Source organism: Flavobacterium sp. A45, from assembly GCF_002001005.1.
Classification (GTDB): domain Bacteria; phylum Bacteroidota; class Bacteroidia; order Flavobacteriales; family Flavobacteriaceae; genus Flavobacterium.
On the sequence record NZ_MUNX01000064.1, the window covers coordinates 12,723 to 29,839 of the forward strand.

General features: G+C 34.6%; 16 protein-coding genes and 1 riboswitch. Of the genes, 4 read left to right on the forward strand and 12 right to left on the reverse strand.

All coding sequences use genetic code 11. From position 1 onward, the window contains the following. Window positions 1-47: 47 nt before the first annotated feature. The 5 genes from thiC to B0E44_RS05905 all read right to left on the reverse strand — a co-directional run bounded on the left by thiC (window position 48) and on the right by B0E44_RS05905 (window position 4,988). Window positions 48-1,871, reverse strand: a complete 1,824-nt coding sequence (gene thiC, locus B0E44_RS05885; RefSeq protein ID WP_077371452.1) for a phosphomethylpyrimidine synthase ThiC — start codon at window positions 1,869-1,871, stop codon at window positions 48-50. A gap of 188 nt (window positions 1,872-2,059) precedes the next feature. Beyond that, window positions 2,060-2,266, reverse strand: a complete 207-nt coding sequence (gene thiS / locus B0E44_RS05890; RefSeq protein ID WP_077371455.1) for a sulfur carrier protein ThiS — start codon at window positions 2,264-2,266, stop codon at window positions 2,060-2,062. Window positions 2,267-2,330: 64 nt separating this feature from the next. Further along, a riboswitch (TPP riboswitch) is annotated at window positions 2,331-2,425 on the reverse strand. 91 nt (window positions 2,426-2,516) lie between these two features. Next, window positions 2,517-3,080 carry a DNA-3-methyladenine glycosylase I gene (locus tag B0E44_RS05895; RefSeq protein ID WP_124019293.1) on the reverse strand — a complete coding sequence of 188 codons (564 nt, stop codon included), beginning with the start codon at window positions 3,078-3,080 and terminating at the stop codon, window positions 2,517-2,519. Next, the gene (locus B0E44_RS05900) at window positions 3,077-3,778 is read right to left on the reverse strand and encodes a hypothetical protein (protein ID WP_077371458.1); all 702 of its coding nucleotides are present in this window, start codon (window positions 3,776-3,778) and stop codon (window positions 3,077-3,079) included. Before B0E44_RS05900 ends, B0E44_RS05895 begins: the two co-directional genes overlap by 4 nt. Before the next feature lie 151 nt (window positions 3,779-3,929). Continuing rightward, window positions 3,930-4,988, reverse strand: coding sequence for an exopolyphosphatase (locus B0E44_RS05905; protein WP_077371461.1), 1,059 nt, complete (start codon window positions 4,986-4,988; stop codon window positions 3,930-3,932). 221 nt (window positions 4,989-5,209) lie between these two features. Here B0E44_RS05905 and B0E44_RS05910 point away from each other — a divergent pair, with 221 nt between their 5' ends. After that, window positions 5,210-6,451, forward strand: a complete 1,242-nt coding sequence (locus tag B0E44_RS05910; protein WP_077371464.1) for an MFS transporter — start codon at window positions 5,210-5,212, stop codon at window positions 6,449-6,451. Window positions 6,452-6,767: 316 nt separating this feature from the next. Here B0E44_RS05910 and tsf read toward each other — a convergent pair whose 3' ends face one another. The 4 genes from tsf to rplM all read right to left on the reverse strand — a co-directional run bounded on the left by tsf (window position 6,768) and on the right by rplM (window position 9,677). Continuing rightward, a complete protein-coding gene (gene tsf / locus B0E44_RS05915) occupies window positions 6,768-7,730 on the reverse strand; it encodes a translation elongation factor Ts (RefSeq protein WP_077371467.1) in 963 nt (320 codons plus the stop codon). Window positions 7,731-7,866: 136 nt separating this feature from the next. Continuing rightward, window positions 7,867-8,661, reverse strand: coding sequence for a 30S ribosomal protein S2 (rpsB, locus tag B0E44_RS05920; RefSeq protein WP_077371470.1), 795 nt, complete (start codon window positions 8,659-8,661; stop codon window positions 7,867-7,869). Window positions 8,662-8,835: 174 nt separating this feature from the next. Continuing rightward, a complete protein-coding gene (gene rpsI, locus B0E44_RS05925) occupies window positions 8,836-9,222 on the reverse strand; it encodes a 30S ribosomal protein S9 (RefSeq protein WP_077371473.1) in 387 nt (128 codons plus the stop codon). Then, window positions 9,222-9,677: a 50S ribosomal protein L13 gene (gene rplM, locus B0E44_RS05930; protein WP_077371476.1), complete on the reverse strand. Its 456-nt coding sequence runs from the start codon at window positions 9,675-9,677 to the stop codon at window positions 9,222-9,224. Before rplM ends, rpsI begins: the two co-directional genes overlap by 1 nt. Before the next feature lie 350 nt (window positions 9,678-10,027). Here rplM and B0E44_RS05935 point away from each other — a divergent pair, with 350 nt between their 5' ends. Next, window positions 10,028-11,047, forward strand: coding sequence for a LacI family DNA-binding transcriptional regulator (locus tag B0E44_RS05935; protein WP_077371479.1), 1,020 nt, complete (start codon window positions 10,028-10,030; stop codon window positions 11,045-11,047). A gap of 95 nt (window positions 11,048-11,142) precedes the next feature. Here B0E44_RS05935 and B0E44_RS05940 read toward each other — a convergent pair whose 3' ends face one another. Next, window positions 11,143-11,562 carry a hypothetical protein gene (locus B0E44_RS05940; protein WP_077371482.1) on the reverse strand — a complete coding sequence of 140 codons (420 nt, stop codon included), beginning with the start codon at window positions 11,560-11,562 and terminating at the stop codon, window positions 11,143-11,145. A gap of 234 nt (window positions 11,563-11,796) precedes the next feature. Next, window positions 11,797-14,658 (reverse strand): DNA polymerase I, encoded by a 2,862-nt coding sequence (gene polA / locus B0E44_RS05945; protein ID WP_077371485.1) that lies wholly within the window; start codon window positions 14,656-14,658, stop codon window positions 11,797-11,799. Window positions 14,659-14,789: 131 nt separating this feature from the next. On the opposite strand from polA, the gene B0E44_RS05950 reads away from it, so the two are divergent. Continuing rightward, entirely contained in the window at window positions 14,790-16,025 is a 1,236-nt protein-coding gene (locus B0E44_RS05950) for a metallophosphoesterase (RefSeq protein WP_077371488.1), read from the forward strand. Window positions 16,026-16,098: 73 nt separating this feature from the next. Beyond that, a complete protein-coding gene (locus B0E44_RS05955) occupies window positions 16,099-16,395 on the forward strand; it encodes a co-chaperone YbbN (protein WP_077371545.1) in 297 nt (98 codons plus the stop codon). A gap of 18 nt (window positions 16,396-16,413) precedes the next feature. On the opposite strand, the gene B0E44_RS05960 is transcribed toward B0E44_RS05955, so the two are convergent. Further along, the gene (locus B0E44_RS05960; protein ID WP_077371491.1) at window positions 16,414-17,091 is read right to left on the reverse strand and encodes a polysaccharide deacetylase family protein; all 678 of its coding nucleotides are present in this window, start codon (window positions 17,089-17,091) and stop codon (window positions 16,414-16,416) included. Between the last annotated feature and the right edge of the window lie 26 nt (window positions 17,092-17,117).

Consider the following 17,117-nt stretch of genomic DNA (forward strand, 5'->3'; position numbering starts at 1 on the left):
GAAGTTCTAAATTTCCACTTCTAATTTCTAACCTCTAATCTCCCGCTTTAAATATAAATTTCTTTCCCTTGTTCAATAAACTCCTCTGACTTTTCTTTCATTCCTTTTTCCGCTTCGGCAACGTCACGGATTTCCTGTGATATTTTCATAGAACAGAATTTTGGCCCGCACATCGAACAGAAATGAGCCACTTTTGCCCCATCTGCGGGTAAGGTTTCATCATGGAATTCTCTTGCTGTATCTGGGTCTAATGATAAATTGAATTGGTCTTCCCAACGGAATTCGAAACGGGCTTTGCTCAAGGCATTGTCGCGGTATTGCGAACCGGGATGACCTTTGGCCAAGTCGGCAGCGTGTGCGGCAATTTTATAAGTTATGACACCGTCTTTTACATCTTTTTTGTTGGGCAATCCAAGATGTTCTTTTGGAGTAACATAACACAGCATTGCACATCCGTACCAGCCAATCATTGCAGCGCCAATGGCAGAAGTGATGTGGTCATAACCCGGAGCAATATCTGTGGTTAATGGGCCTAAAGTATAGAAAGGAGCTTCATCGCAATGTTCCAATTGTTTGTCCATATTCTCTTTGATCATATGCATTGGCACGTGACCTGGACCTTCAATGAATACTTGGACATCGTGTTTCCATGCGATTTTTGTCAGTTCGCCTAAAGTTTCCAATTCGGCAAATTGTGCTGCGTCATTTGCATCGGCAATTGATCCCGGACGTAATCCGTCGCCTAATGAGAAAGCGACATCGTATTGTTTCATGATTTCACAAATCTCTTCAAAATGAGTATAAAGAAAGTTTTCTTTGTGGTGAAACAAACACCATTTTGCCATAATCGAACCGCCACGGGAAACGATTCCAGTAACACGATTGGCAGTTAAATGAATGTAACGCAATAAAACTCCGGCGTGAATGGTGAAATAGGAAACTCCTTGTTCGGCTTGTTCGATAAGGGTATCACGGAATACTTCCCAAGTCAGGTCTTCGGCGATTCCGTTTACTTTTTCTAAGGCTTGGTAGATAGGCACGGTTCCAATTGGTACTGGAGAATTTCTAATGATCCATTCTCTGGTTTCGTGTATGTTTTTTCCGGTTGATAAATCCATAATTGTGTCGGCTCCCCAACGGCAGGCCCAAACGGCTTTTTCTACTTCTTCTTCAATGCTGGAAGTCACGGCACTGTTCCCAATGTTGGCGTTTATTTTTACCAAGAAATTACGCCCCACTATCATTGGTTCACTTTCGGGGTGGTTGATGTTGTTTGGGATAATGGCACGACCACGGGCTACTTCACTCCTAACGAATTCGGGAGTAATTTTGCTTTTTGGGGTTTGGGCTCCAAAATTATGTCCTTGGTGCTGGCATTGCATCGCTTTGGTTTGCTCATTCAGCTGCTCGATACGTTGGTTTTCACGAATGGCGATGTATTCCATTTCGGGAGTGATAATGCCTTGTTTTGCGTAATATAATTGAGAAACATTGGCTCCTTTTTTGGCACGCATCGGTTTGTGTGAATATTCGAAACGCAAGTCGTTTAGCTTTTCGTCATTTAGGCGTTTTTTTCCGTATTCGGAAGAGATTTCGGTTAGTTCTTCTACGTCATTTCGGTCAAGAATCCATTGTTCGCGAATGCGTGGCAATCCTTTTCGGATGTCGATTTCGATGTTTGGATCCGTGTATGGCCCTGAAGTGTCGTAAACGGTTACTGACGGATTTTTTTCGATTCGACCATTGGACATTTTGGTGTCTGCGAGTGAAATTTCACGCATGGCTACTTTTATGGGGTGGATTTCTCCCTCGATATAGACTTTTTTGGAGTTTGGAAATGGGGTTCTTGAGATTTTTTCTTCGTTGTTCATCGCTTAAGCTGTTATGTTGAATAAGTTGTTTCTTGTGTTGAAAATTAAAAGTTCTTGGTTTGCAGTTTTTGCGTGAGGGATGGGAGCAAGTTACCAAAGTAACGCGGACAGCCCGACCGCGTTGAGGAGAAGGGCTTTATAAGCGTTGCTAAGAGTAAGCCCTTTTTCTCAACGGGGTCACGCCCAAATCATCCGCCTTGTGTGGCAGAAATGATTAAAATGTCGTCGGTTTCTTTGAGGGGATGTGAATTCCAGGAGGATTTTGGAATTACCGTATTGTTGACAGCTAAGGCGATTCCGTTTTGTTTTTCGGGAATTTCCAAGTCAAGAAGTGCCTGAACAGTTAAGCTGTCATTGGCAAATTGTTTTGTTTGATTATTGATTTTTAGCTCCATTCCTTTTTGAATTAGTATAAGTTATACTTTAGGAATGGCTACAGTTGCGCACAAATGTGCGACAAGAAGTCATCTTACTTTTTCCTACGCTAGTATGAACTAGATCAGGTTCGAGGGTAAAGTCTCAGCCTGCGATTGCAGACACCCCTAAAGTGTGAAGCAAAAGTAGGATATTATTTAATTGATGATTCGTTTATTTTGAAAAAAAATAAAACTTTATGATTTTGTTTTGTGATTGATTTGTAAAATGTTACTGTTTCTTCCAGCAATCTGCTACATGATCGTTAACCATTCCAGTGGCTTGCATATGGGCGTAAACGACTGTAGAGCCTACAAATTTGAAGCCTCGCTTTTTTAAATCTTTACTGATAGTATCGGATAGTGGAGTGGTGGCTTGAACTTCTTTTAGTGATTTTCGTTGGTTGTCGATTGGTTTTCCATCAACAAAATCCCAGATATATTTTGAAAAACTACCGAATTCTTCTTGTACTTTCATAAAAGCCTGCGCATTGGAAACTGCGGAATATACTTTGAGTTTGTTTCGAATGATACCAGCATCTATGAGCAATTCCTGAATTTTATCTTCAGAATAAGCTGCTATTTTTTTATAGTCGAAATTATCAAAAGCGTTGCGGAAGTTTTCTCTTTTGTTGAGTATGGTTATCCAGCTTAATCCAGCTTGGAAAGTTTCCAGTATTAGGAATTCGAATAATTTTTGGTCGTCATAAACGGGAACACCCCATTCTTCGTCGTGGTATCTTTTATATAAATCGCTGGATAAGCACCATCCGCATCTTTTAGGTTCTATTTTCATTTGTCTTTTCCAATTTGCCAATAGTATCCTTTTACTGTTGGGATGTAAGCGGAACGTCCTATTAGATACAAATCTGTGTACATTTTTTTCTCGTATTTGATTCCTATAGCACCCCCTGAAGTGTACATTTTATTTTTTTCGAAGCGTACTTTTAGGCGTCCGTCTTTGAATTTGGCATCTGACATTTTTTCTATAAGCCAAGTCGATTTCCATTTAATGTCCAGTTCGTTTTCAGATATTTTGGTAACGGTTTTGACTAATTGTATGGCTTCTTTGGGAATGTTAAATTGGTGCTGCAAGTCTTCTTGTGTCATTGTCTTTCCAATTTCGCATTCATTTAGAATCTTTTTGATGTAAACAAAAGAAGGGGCTTTAGCTTTTTTGACTGCAGGGACATCAGGTGTAGAGGGTGCTGCAATTTCCGGGATTTCTATTAGGTTATCTTCAGACTTACCTGTCTGTTCCTTTTTCTTGAAATTTTGCTTTCTTAAAATTGAGTGCTTGACTGCTTTTATACTGTCTTCAGGGTTTACATAAATAGTGTCTTTTTTTTGAATTTCAGGATTTTCCGGAGTTTTTTGCTCGTAATTTGGTTCCTTAGTTTGTTCTAATTCGTGTTCTTCATTCTCTTTGTTTTTGCCACAACTAATTATTGATGCAAGAAATATAAATGAAATGATTATTTTTAAATTTGTCATAATTGTGTTATTGTGATGCTGAAAAAGTTTGTCAAATTTAATCTATTTTTTGGGTCTAATAAAATAGGAATGTTAGAATAATACAAATAAAAAAATCCCAAACATATGAATGGGATTTGATTTTTTAGAAGGGTTAGGTCCTGTCTTTGTTCTAGTATATTTGTTTTACACCTTTAGCATTGTCAAATACATAACTAACTAACCACGCAATTTGACCTTGTTTAGCGAAGTAAATCTTTTTGCTTTGTATGTTAGGGATAACTTCAAGTGAAGTTTCCAAAAGATTAAAAGCTGCGATTAAGTATTTTTGTTGGTAAGTGTTCAATACTTTCTTCATTTCAACATTGCTTTCAGCACTTGTGACAAATCTTTGATAATTATTTTCTGCGATTGTTCTGATAGCTAGAATGTCATCGTATTGTACTTGAGTAAAGTTTTCTTCTGCTTTAACACCATTTAAAAGAGTGTAAAAAGCCCAAGCCGCACCTCCAGAAATGTAAACATTACTTTTATCTTGAGATTCTGGTCTGCTTGTGTACATTTTTTTGAAACTTTCTCTCATTGTAGGTAAATAGTCAAACAAGTTTTCGTTGAATTCGAATATTGTTTTTTGCTTACATTTTTTATTGATAATTTCAGTCAAAGTTACAGTTCCAAGGTCACATGAGATAGGGAAAAATACAGATGAGTCGTTAATGTCTTTTGCATAACCTCCTTTAGTATTTCCACCTCCTATGTCAATAATTACTGAGCTCAAATAGTTTTTAGGAGGAATACATCCTCTCAAAAGTAATTTAGCCTCTAGTGATGAGGAGATAATTTCTATTTTTTTATTTGTAACCTCTTTTATTTTTACCACTAAATCATTAGTGTTTGTTGCAAGACCTACACCTGAAGAAGCTACAATAAAAATATTTTTGTCTTCAATTTTGTATTCGTTAAGCATTCTTTTGTAGTTGTTGTAAACTACTCCGCCAGCCTTTTCGATGTCTTCTTTTAGTAGTGTACCGTCTATTCCGATACCAGTTGCAATTCCTACGTTTTCAGTCCAAAACTCTTTTACATCGTAGGTGTTTCTTTTAATGCTTTCAACCTGTAGAACGGTCATTTTTATGCCTTTACTTCCAATTTCTATTCCTCCATAGAGTTGTGCTTGGGCCGTATAGGTTAAGATTAGGCATATTATTAAATAGTAGATTTTTTCTTTCATGATATTGTTATTTGGGGTTAATGCTGGATGCAAATCTATATTAAAAATCTATAATTTCCTTTTTTTTAATGGTTTTTTTGAAGAACTTTTTTTTAAAGTGAAAATGTTTTTGAATTGTTATAAAATTATTGTGTTTTTTAACTACTTGATTGTTGGTTGATTGAAAAAAAAATCTATTTTTGCCAAAATGAATAAATTTTTTGCCCCAAAAAAAATTAATTATGATAAAAAAATACTTCGACAATTTTAAAGATTTTCCAAAAGAGATTTGGATACTTACTTTAATCACATTCATCAACAGAGCAGGAACAATGGTTATTCCTTTTCTGTCAAAGTACATGAAAGAAAATTTAGAATTCAGTTATAGTCAAATTGGCTGGGTGATGGTTTTCTTTGGAGCTGGTTCTATAATCGGAACATGGCTTAGTGGTAAATTATCTGATAAGATCGGCTTTTATAAAGTGATGGTCTTCAGTTTGTTTGCTAGTGGTATCGTGTTTATTTTGTTGCATTATGCAACTACTTTCGAGGAACTATGCGTAGGAATACTTGTGTTGACAACTATAGCCGATATGTTTAGGCCTGCAATGCTTGTGTGTTTAAAGACATTTACCACAAAAGAAAACAGAGCTCGTGCTTATTCATTAACCCGCGCGGCTATTAACTTAGGGTTTCTTTTTGGGCCTGTATTGGGTGGATTGATTATTATGCAATTGGGATATGAATATATATTTTATGTTGATGGTGCAACCTGTATCTTGGCAATAATTGTTTTCATGTTTTTTGTAAAAGAAAAGAAATTGCCTGTCAAATTGAATAAGCATCACGAGAAAGCTTTTAGTAAAGTTTCAGTAATGAAGGACAAGCCTTTTATGCTTCACTTGGTGATATGTTTGATAACAGGAATCTTATTTTTTCAGATTTTTACAACTTTACCATTGTATCATAAAGAGCGATTTAATATGTCAGAATTTGATAGCGGATTGCTTTTGAGTCTAAATGGATTGCTTATTTTGCTTTTTGAGCTTCCTATTGTGAATTATGTGACTAAAAATAAGATAAACAATCATAAAGTGATTTCTTTAGGGTTATTGCTTATGGCAACTAGCTTCTTGCTTCTATTGTTTCCTTGGGAAGCTATTTTGATTCCTATGATGCTTTTTATGACTTGCGGAGTAATGTTGACTTTTCCTTTTGCAAATTCATTTGCAATGGAGAGATCGTATGAATTGCAAGAAGGTAAGTACATGGCTGCCTTTACTATGAGTTATAGTTTTGCACATATATTAAGTGCTAAGACTGGTATGGAAATTATTCAAAATTCAGGGTATGAGTCGAATTGGTTGTTTATGACTGCTCTTGGTGTAATGGGTACTTTGCTTGTCTTTAAACTGTCTAAGATGGTTGATAAAGAAGAGTTGAAAGATAGAATGATACCTGTAGAAAGTAACGAGAAGAATTAGTTCGGGTTTCATCCGATTTATACAAATAGAATATTAAATAAAAACAGCAGTGAACTCTTTTAGTTTGCTGCTGTTTTTATTTGCTTTAATACTACTACTGGTTATTTGCTTTTGTTGATGCTTTGTTATGAGTTAAGTTCCTTTTTTTGTTGTTGTTTTTGCATTTTGAAGCCTTAGGTTATATTTGGTTTAGTTATGATACTTGACTTAAAAATGGTTAAGAAGATGTATAAAAAAAATCCCATTTCATTATGAAATGGGATTCTATAAGTAAACGAAAATCAGTAAATAATCCTCGTTGATGTAATCTTATAGATTATCCTAAAGTAACTCTTTTGAAATTTGTAATTTCAACGTTGAATCCTTTAACATAATCACCAACTTTTTTGCTGTCATCTTTGATGAAGTTTTGATCTAATAAGGCTTTTTCTTGATCTAAAGTAGTGTTGTCAGAGATGAAACGCTGAATTTTTCCTGGAATAATTTTATCCCAAATTTGTTCTGGTTTTCCTTCAGCCTTTAATTCAGCTTTAGCATCTTCTTCAGCTTGTTTTATAACTTCTTCAGTTAATTGAGAGAAAGAAATATATTTAGGAACATTTTTCAAAGTTTTTCCTAAACGTTTTGCTTCTTCATTTTCTTTTTCGATTATAGCAATACGAGCAGCAAGTTCTGAAGCAACGAAAGCTGGATCAAAATCTTTGTAAGATAATGTGTCTGCTCCCATTGAAGCAACTTGCATAGAGATGTCTTTGGTTAACACTTCAGCATTAGGAACTGCTGCCGAAATCGCTGTTAAAGCAGCAATTTTGTTAACGTGAACATAAGATCCTACGAAAGCACCTTCTACGATTTCGAAACCACCGATTTCGATTTTTTCACCGATAACACCAGTTTGTTCAATTAATTTTTCAGCAACAGTAATTCCGTTGAAATCTGAAGCTAAGAATTCTTCTTTAGAAGAGAAATTGATCGCTTTTTCAACCAATTCTTTAGCTAAAGCTACGAAACTTTCATTTTTACCTACGAAATCTGTTTCGCAGTTTAAAGTGATGATAGCTCCTTTAGTTTTGTCTGCATTGATAAAAGAAACAGCAGCTCCTTCAGAAGACTCACGGTCAGAACGGTTATCAGCAACTTTTTGTCCTTTTTCTCTAAGGTTTTGTATAGCTTTATCGAAATCTCCTTCAGCTTCAACTAAAGCTTTTTTACAGTCCATCATTCCGGCACCTGTAGTTTGTCTTAATTTATTTACGTCTGCAGCAGTAATTGTTGCCATAATATAATGTGTTTAATGTTATAAAAATAAAAATTCCAATCTTCAAATCCCAAATTCCAATTTTATTAAATTATCAACATATAGTTTCTAATTTTTTATGGAATTTGGAATTTAAAATTGGAATTTAAAATTTGATTTATTCTTCAGTTGCTGGAGCTGGAGCAGCTTCAACTGCTGGAGCTTCAGCTACAGGAGCTTCAGTTTCAGCAACAACTTCAGTAGCATCAGTTTCTTTATCAGAAGTTCTGTTTGCAAGACCATCGATAATTGAAGCAGTTACTAAAGATAAAATTTTATCAATTGATTTAGAAGCATCATCATTTGCAGGGATAACATAATCTACTTCACGTGGATCAGAGTTTGTATCAACCATTGCAAAAACTGGAATGTTTAATTTTTGAGCTTCTTTTATTGCGATGTGTTCAGCTTTGATATCTACTACGAACAATGCTGCAGGAAGTCTAGACATATCTGCGATTGAACCTAAGTTTTTCTCTAGTTTAGCACGAAGACGATCAACTTGTAAACGCTCTTTTTTAGAAAGGGTCATGAAAGTACCATCTTTCTTCATTTTATCAATAGTAGCCATTTTTTTAACAGCTTTACGGATAGTTACGAAGTTAGTTAGCATTCCACCAGGCCATCTTTCAGTGATGTAAGGCATGTTTGCAGCTTTTGCTTTATCAGCAACGATGTCTTTTGCTTGTTTCTTGGTAGCAACAAATAATATTTTTCTACCTGATGCAGCGATTTTTTTCAAAGCGTCATTAGCTTCTTCAATTTTTGCTGCAGTTTTATATAGATTGATAATGTGTATACCATTACGCTCCATATAAATGTAAGGAGCCATATTTGGATCCCATTTTCTAGTCATGTGTCCAAAATGAACACCTGCTTCTAGTAATTCTTTTACTTCTACTTTGTTTGACATTTTTTGTACTAGTTTACGTTCTGTTGAATTAGCAATGTATAAATGGCGATTTCTCGGCTGTATACATTTAGATGCTAAACTAATTTCCCACCTCGATGGGACAACAACAACATTGTTTTAAATTTTTTAATACATTCTAGAATGTCTTGTCCTAATTGAACAAGACAGGCAATATTAACGTTTAGAGAATTGGAATCTCTTACGAGCTTTCTTCTGACCGAATTTCTTACGTTCAACCATTCTTGGATCTCTAGTTAATAAACCTTCTGGTTTCAAGATTGCTCTGTTTTCAGCATTTACTTCACACATAACGCGTGCCAATGCCATTCTTACAGCCTCTGCTTGTCCAGTTGAACCACCTCCATAAACGTTTACTTTTACGTCAAAGTTAGATGCATTTTCTGTCATAGACATTGGTTGCAAAACTTTGTACTGTAAAGTAGCAGTTGGGAAATAAGTTGCGAATGGTTTTTTGTTTACAACGATAACTCCTGTTCCTTCAGAAACATAAACACGTGCAACAGCGGTCTTTCTTCTACCGATTTTGTGAATAACTCCCATTACTTAAGATCGTTTAGGTTAACAGTTCTAGGTTTTTGAGCTCCTTGTTTGTGCTCAGATCCTACAACAACATTTAAATTTCTAAAAAGTTCAGCTCCTAATTTGTTTTTAGGTAACATTCCTTTTACAGCTTTCTCTACTAATAATGCAGGGTTTTTTGCTTGCAATACTTTAGCAGTTAAAGTTCTTTGTCCTCCAGGGTAACCAGTGTGACGGATGTATGTTTTTTCATCCAGTTTGTTACCTGTTAGGTTAATTTTTTCTGAGTTGATAACAATTACGTTATCTCCACAGTCCACGTGTGGCGTATAACTTGGTTTGTACTTACCTCTTAAAATCATAGCGACTTTTGAAGCAAGACGACCTAAGTTATGACCGTCAGCATCTACAACAATCCATTCTTTAGTAGAATTTGCTTTTGTTGTTGAAATTGTCTTGTAGCTTAATGCGTTCACAATAATATATTTTAATTAAACATTCCATCCCCAATAAAGGGGTTGCAAAAGTACAATTAATTATTTTAAATACAAATACCTTATTTGAATATTTTTTTGTCTGATTTGGGCTGATTATCAAATATATATTTAGTATGTGTCATTTTATATTCACTTTGGGATTTGTTTTTTTAATATATTTTACCAAAATATTTTTTTTGATGTTGCATTTTTTTTGTAATTTTCGCTTTTAACCTTTCAATTGCCTGTTAAATTTTATATATTTAGTAAAAATTTAGCATTTTTTGTTTAATCCTTGAGTTATTTTAATTTTTATAGACTCTTAATATAGTACCAAATACCATTCTCCAATGAAAGCAAAAGCGACATTAAAACAAATTGCAAAAGAACTTGATGTTTCGGTATCAACTGTTTCTAAGGCGCTAAACGATAGCCCTGAAATAAGCGAACAAACTAAAATTAGAATTAAAGAGTACGCCAAATTAAAAAACTACAAGCCTAATGTTATCGGTTTGAATCTTAAAAATCGAAAAACAAAAACTATTGGAGTTATTATACCTAATATATTAAACTCTTTTTTTGCCAAAGTTTTTAGTGGTATTGAGAAAGTAGCAGATGAAAACGGCTATAATGTAATTATGTGTATTTCTAATGAGTCTTTGGAGAAAGAAGCTCATACTCTTGAAATGCTAAGTAACGGAACTATTGATGGGTTCGTTTTGTCAATTTCTGAAGAAGCACAAAAACTGCATGATTACAGTCATTTCGTTTCAATTATTAATGACGGAACTCCAATTGTGATGTTCGACAGAACAACTGATGAAGTAGAATGTGATAAAGTGATTGTTGACGATTTTGATTCTGGCCACAATGCAACACAGCATTTGATTGATTTAGGGTGTAAAAATATTGCCTTAATTTCGTCAGTAGATAATTTAAGTGTTGGTAAATTAAGAGCCGATGGTTATTTGAAAGCATTGAAAGATAATAATATTGAAATAAATGAGAACATTATAATAAGAACAGATTCGGAAATGGATCTTGTCGATAAAATTGCTGATTTGTATTCCAATAATCTTATCGACGGTGTTTTTGCATTAGACGAAAATGACTCGGTTGCAGCTTTAAAAGTAGGAGTAAAGAAAGGATACAAAATACCAAAGGATCTTAAAATTATTGGTTTTGCCGATGGTATACTTGCATCAAGAAGATTATCCCCAAGCTTAACAACTGTTAGTCAACATGGAATCGATATAGGTGAAGTTGCTGTGAAATTGCTGATCGACAGGTTGGAATCCAAAGAAGAACACAAACCTTATGAAACCGTTGTAATCAAAACAAAATTAAAGGAAAGAGAATCAACTAAATAATAAAAGAGATTCTGTAATATAATTTCAAAAAAAGGCAATCGAAATTTTCTCGGTTGCCTTTTTGTATTTAAAGAAGAGTAGTTCCTAAAAAACTATTATTTATTCTTTTTTCCTCCGCCTTTACTAGGTTTTGAATCGTATGAGTTAACTGTTTTTTCAACTTTTTTTACATCACTGGTTTTAATTGGCTTGGCTTGTTTAGCCGGTTTGTATTTTTGTTTGTGCTGTGAATTTTCTTTCCAAGGATCGTCTCCCTCAAAATCAAAATCATTAAAAGCTCCTATTAATCGAATAGTATTGGGTAAAGTGGCACCAGTAACCCATTTGCCTCCATTCAGGTAGGTATATCTTTTAACTACAGGGTCAAAATACACATTGGATTCTGGATAGTATCTGTATTTCTTTTTTACACCGTGTGCTTTTGCATGAGCAGGTGGTTGTGCACTAGCGATATAGTTGTCTGCTACTATAAAAAACACAAAACAAAAAATAACCGTTTTAATTGTTCTTCTCATAATGATTTTTTTTTGGTTGATACAATTGGTTAAAAATCAAAGTATTAAAGATAATAAAAAAATTTTGAAGATTTTCGATTTCTTTATTCAACATTTTCTAAATCTTGTAAAAATTAAGAATTAAACTTTTGAGATAAGGTTTATAAACAAAAGTGCAGAGATCGAAAAGGTTATTTACTTTACGATTTCTGCACTTTTTTGTTTTTAGTTTGAAAACTGCTGATGGAGTACTTCCTAATGCGCTTCCAACCAATTTTTACCTTTACCAATTTCAACATCCAGCGGAACATCCATTTTAAAGGCATTTTCCATTTGATACTTTATCATTGGCTGAATTTTTTCTAATTCAGAATTGTGAACATCAAACACAAGCTCATCATGAACTTGCAGTAACATTTTTGATTTCCAATTTTCTGAAATCAATTTTTTGTGGATATTAATCATCGCAATTTTGATAATATCGGCTGCAGAACCCTGTATTGGAGCGTTAACGGCATTTCGTTCGGCACCGCTTTTGACCATCATATTGGCAGAATTAATATCTTTTAAGTAACGTCTTCGCCCTAAAACTGTTTGTACGTAACCGTGTTCTCTTGCAAAATCCACCTGATTCGACATATAAGATTTTAGTTTTGGATAAGTTGCATAATAGGCATCAATCAGTTCAGCACTTTCTTTTCGCGAAAGCGAGGTTTGATTGGAAAGTCCAAAGGCCGAAACACCATATATAATTCCGAAATTTACGGTTTTGGCATTGCTACGTTGTTCTTTGGTTACTTCTTCTAATGGAACGTTGAATACTTTTGCAGCTGTACTTCTGTGAATATCTTCGTTGTTTTGAAAGGCTTTAATCATGTTTTCTTCGCCAGATAAAGCGGCAATAATTCGCAGTTCTATCTGAGAATAATCCGCAGAAACCAAGGTGTAATTTTCATCACGGGCTATAAATGCTTTTCGGATCAATCGTCCTCTTTCGGTACGAATCGGAATATTTTGCAAGTTTGGATTGTTTGAACTCAAACGGCCAGTTGCAGCAACAGTTTGCATATAATCAGTGTGGACGCGTCCTGTTTTTGAGTCAACTTGATTGGGTAATGCATCAATATAAGTACTTTGCAATTTTACCATTTGACGCCATTCGAGGATATCACGAACAATTTCGTTGTCATTTGCAAGATAAGATAAAACTTCTTCGCCAGTAGCATATTGGCCGGTTTTGGTTTTCTTTTGTTTCGCTCCTCCAATTTTTAATTTGTCAAATAAAACATCACCAAGTTGTTTTGGAGAAGCCAAATTGAATTTCTCCCCAGCAGTTTCGTATATTTTTTGTTCCAATGCATTGCTTTCGGCAGCCATTTCAACCGACATCGATTTTAAGAAAGGAACGTCCAGATTAATTCCTTCCAACTCCATTGCTGCCAAAACAGGTATCAACGGAATTTCGATTTCGTCAAATAGTTTTTTGGTTTCTGCTTTATCCAGAATCGGACTAAAATTTTGTTTTAATTGATAGGTAACATCGGCATCTTCCGCAGCATATTCTTTAATGTCTTCCAGTGGTACCTCACGCATTGTTTTTTGACCTTTGCCTTTTTTGCCAATTAAATCTTCAATTGATTTTGGCGAATATTTTAAGTAGGTTTCCGATAAAACATCCATATTATGACGCATATCAGGATTGATTAAATAGTGCGCAATCATCGTATCGAATAGTTTCCCTTTTATTTGAACACCATAATTCGAAAGAATCTTTAAATCGTATTTGACGTTTTGACCAATTTTTTCGATGTTTTCATTTTCGAAAAAAGGCTTGAATTTGTCAACCAAAATTTGTGCTTCGTCTCGGTTCTCTGGAAATGGAACATAAAATGCTTTTCCTTTTTCGAAAGAGAATGACATTCCAACTAATTCGGCATTCAAAGCATCAATTCCGGTGGTTTCGGTGTCAAAACAAACCGAAGATTGATTCATTAAGTTTTGCAAAAGCAATTTTACGGCAAAATCTCCTTGAATGCTTTGGTAAAAATGTTCAGTGTTTTCTAAAGTTGCATAATGCGAACTCGATTTTGCCTCACTAGTTTCTTCATCTGAAAAACCGAATAAATCAAATTGGTCTTCATTAGATTTTTTAACAGGAGCTTTTTTTACTGGTTGTGACGACTCACCAGAAGTTCCATTGCCGTTGGTTTCGATTTCGTCATATTCTTTCCCTGTTCCAAAATATTTGTCAAACTGGGCTTTCATTTGGCGAAATTCAAGCTCCTGAAATAATTCGTCTGTTTTTTCAACATTGGGTTTTGATAATTCGTAGTCACCAGCATTAAACTGTACAGGACAATCAAGTATAATAGCTGCTAATTTTTTTGACAGAATTCCTTTTTCTGCGTTGGCTTCAATTTTTTCTTTAATGGCACCTTTTAATTTGTCAGTATTAGCCAAAAGGTTTTCCATTGAACCAAATTCCTTGAGCAGCTTCTTGGCTGTTTTTTCGCCAACTCCTGGCAATCCAGGAATATTGTCGGCTGCATCGCCCATCATTCCAAGAAAATCGATTACCTGTTCGGGACGCTCTATTTCGAATTTTGCCAAAACTTCGGGAATTCCCCATATTTCGATGTCGTTACCCATTCGGGCTGGCTTGTACATAAAAATATTTTCGGAAACCAATTGTGCAAAATCTTTGTCCGGAGTTACCATAAAAACTTTAAAATCTTCTTTCTCGGCTTGTTTGGCCAATGTTCCAATCAAATCATCTGCTTCAAAACCGGCTACTTCAATGATAGGAATATGCATTGCTTTTAATAATTCTTGAATATAAGGAACCGCAATTTTAATAGCTTCAGGGGTTTCATCACGATGAGCTTTGTATTCTTGATACATTTCATAACGATAGGTGCTTCCACCTTTGTCAAAAGCTACTGCTAAATGATCTGGTTTTTCGCGTTTGATGACATCCATCAAGGCATTCATAAATCCCATAATGGCTGATGTGTCCATGCCTTTGGAATTGATTCTTGGGTTTTTTATAAAAGCAAAATAGCCGCGAAAGATAAGTGCGTATGCATCGAGAAGAAAAAGTCGTTTTTGAGAAGACATAAATAAATGTATTTTTTTAGAAGGGTAAAAATAATCAAACATAATTGAATGGTGATGACAAGCGTTAATTTTTAATTAATTAAAATCGGTATCCTTTTTTAAATTTGTTAATTTGTGTAAAATTTTTAAAAATGGGTTTAAGGTTATTGTTTTTTTGTCTATTCTTTTTGGTTATTGAAATATATGCTTATCAATCTGTTAAGACTTTAATAAAGTTAAGATGGATACTTTTGGCTTATTCAGTTATTAGCCTCTTACTTTTGGTTTTTATCGTTTATTCTTTCACGCAATTTGATCGTTCGGTCGGACAAACCAAGCAGACTATGTTTACGATGGGACTTATGCTTGTGGTTTATCTTCCAAAAATTGTTATGACAGTCATTCTTTTGGGAGAAGATGTATTCCGTTTGACAGCTGGGGCTATTAATTATTTTGTTGACAAGAATAGTAATTCCGATTTTTTACCTTCTAGACGTAAATTCGTTAGTCAAATTGGCTTAGGATTAGCTTCTATTCCTTTTTTGTCTTTGATTTATGGAATTTTTGAAGGGAGATATAATTATAAAGTAATAAAGCAAGCGATACATTTCCCGGATTTACCCGATGCTTTTGATGGTTTTAAGATAACCCAAATCTCAGATGTGCACAGCGGAAGCTTTGATGAGGCTGAAAAAATTAATTATGCAATTGATTTGATTAATGAGCAAAATTCGGATATGATTTTATTTACTGGAGATATTGTTAACACTCATGCCAAAGAAATGCATCCCTGGATTGAGACTTTCAGCAGAATTTCGAAACATAAATATGGTAAGTTTTCAGTTCTTGGGAATCATGATTACGGGGAATATGTAACTTGGCCTACTCAAACAGAGAAAGATGAAAATTTTGAAGACATAAAAAAGTTGTATGGTCAAATTGGTTTTCAACTGTTATTGAATGAACATGTTTTTATCGAAAAAGATGGCGGTAAAATTGCATTGGTTGGAGTAGAAAATTGGGGTAAAAATTTCAAGCAGGCGGGTGATTTAAAGAAAGCGTCTCAACATTTGAGTAAAGATGATTTTAAGATCTTAATGAGTCATGATCCAAGTCATTGGAATGAAGTGGTTCAGCACGACGATAAGCATTTTCATTTAACATTGTCTGGTCATACACATGGAATGCAATTTGGGATTGAAATTCCAGGTTTTTTTAAGTGGAGTTTGGCTCAATATGTTTACAAACAATGGGCAGGATTGTATGAGAACTTAGGGAGATATGTGTATGTAAATAGAGGATTTGGATTTCATGCTTACCCAGGAAGGGTGGGAATTATGCCCGAAATCACAGTAATTCAACTAATAAAAGGGGAAAAATTAGCATAATTGGTTTAAAATGCTAAATTTGCAAGATAATATCTCTTTTCGAAAGTATATAGAAATTAAATATTTTGGTTTTATGTCAAAATTTGGAGAACTTATAAATACGCAAGTTCCTGTGTTAATAGATTTTTACACAGATTGGAACGAATCTTCGGTATCAATGCATCCTGTAATAAAAGATGTCGCGGCAGCGCTTGGTGACAAGGTAAAGGTAATCAAGATCGATGTAGACAAAAATCAAGAGTTAGCCGATGCTTTGCGTATCAAAGGCTTGCCAACTTTGATGATTTACAAAGAAGGAATGATGATTTGGAGGCAGTCTGGTGAGTTGGATGCCAATACTTTAATCGGAATAGTACAAGAGCAATTGTAGGCTCATTTTTTTAGATTGTTACCGAATTACTTCAAAAACATATCCTCTTTTTTTTAAAATTTCCAAAGATTTTGGTAGTGTGTATTCTAGGTTTTTGAATGCTTTTGCACTGTCATGAAAAACAATTACGCTTCCAGATTCTACATTATTTAATACGTTTTCTAAGCATTTTTCTGGTGTTATGGTTTGGTCAAAATCAGCGCTAAGAACATCCCACATAATTATTTTATAGTCTAATTGTCGCAATTTTTTTGATTGCGAATTTTTTATTTTGCCATAAGGTGGGCGGAAGAGGGGAGTTTGCAGATTGCAAATCGTGAAATTTAGATCCGAGCGATAGCGAACAGGCGAAGCATTGTCAATTTCAGATTTACATAAATCAATATTGTCCAAATAATCTTCAGTTGTGGTAATCCATCCTTTTAAATGATTGTAAGTGTGATTTCCAATTGAATGCCCTTCTTCTATAATTTTCAAATAAATATCATTGTGATTATTTATGTTTTTGCCAATGCAGAAAAAAGTGGCTTTGGCTTGATGTTTTTTTAATTGTTCCAAAACCCATTCTGTGATCTCTGGAGTTGGGCCATCGTCAAATGTGAGGTAGATTTTATTCTCCGTATTTGGGATATCCCAAACGTAATTTGGGAATAATTTTTTTATGAACTTATTCGTTTTAATCCAATAGGGTTTCATAATCCAATACTACAATTAAATCCAGT

Bases quoted from the DNA above. Each gene is read 5' to 3' on its own strand.
- thiC (WP_077371452.1), bottom strand. From the start codon at position 1,871: ATGAACAACGAAGAAAAAATCTCAAGAACCCCATTTCCAAACTCCAAA.
- thiS (WP_077371455.1), bottom strand. From the start codon at position 2,266: ATGGAGCTAAAAATCAATAATCAAACAAAACAATTTGCCAATGACAGC.
- B0E44_RS05895 (WP_124019293.1), bottom strand. From the start codon at position 3,080: ATGAAAATAGAACCTAAAAGATGCGGATGGTGCTTATCCAGCGATTTA.
- B0E44_RS05900 (WP_077371458.1), bottom strand. From the start codon at position 3,778: ATGACAAATTTAAAAATAATCATTTCATTTATATTTCTTGCATCAATA.
- B0E44_RS05905 (WP_077371461.1), bottom strand. From the start codon at position 4,988: ATGAAAGAAAAAATCTACTATTTAATAATATGCCTAATCTTAACCTAT.
- B0E44_RS05910 (WP_077371464.1), top strand. From the start codon at position 5,210: ATGATAAAAAAATACTTCGACAATTTTAAAGATTTTCCAAAAGAGATT.
- tsf (WP_077371467.1), bottom strand. From the start codon at position 7,730: ATGGCAACAATTACTGCTGCAGACGTAAATAAATTAAGACAAACTACA.
- rpsB (WP_077371470.1), bottom strand. From the start codon at position 8,661: ATGTCAAACAAAGTAGAAGTAAAAGAATTACTAGAAGCAGGTGTTCAT.
- rpsI (WP_077371473.1), bottom strand. From the start codon at position 9,222: ATGGGAGTTATTCACAAAATCGGTAGAAGAAAGACCGCTGTTGCACGT.
- B0E44_RS05935 (WP_077371479.1), top strand. From the start codon at position 10,028: ATGAAAGCAAAAGCGACATTAAAACAAATTGCAAAAGAACTTGATGTT.
- B0E44_RS05940 (WP_077371482.1), bottom strand. From the start codon at position 11,562: ATGAGAAGAACAATTAAAACGGTTATTTTTTGTTTTGTGTTTTTTATA.
- polA (WP_077371485.1), bottom strand. From the start codon at position 14,658: ATGTCTTCTCAAAAACGACTTTTTCTTCTCGATGCATACGCACTTATC.
- B0E44_RS05950 (WP_077371488.1), top strand. From the start codon at position 14,790: ATGGGTTTAAGGTTATTGTTTTTTTGTCTATTCTTTTTGGTTATTGAA.
- B0E44_RS05955 (WP_077371545.1), top strand. From the start codon at position 16,099: ATGTCAAAATTTGGAGAACTTATAAATACGCAAGTTCCTGTGTTAATA.
- B0E44_RS05960 (WP_077371491.1), bottom strand. From the start codon at position 17,091: ATGAAACCCTATTGGATTAAAACGAATAAGTTCATAAAAAAATTATTC.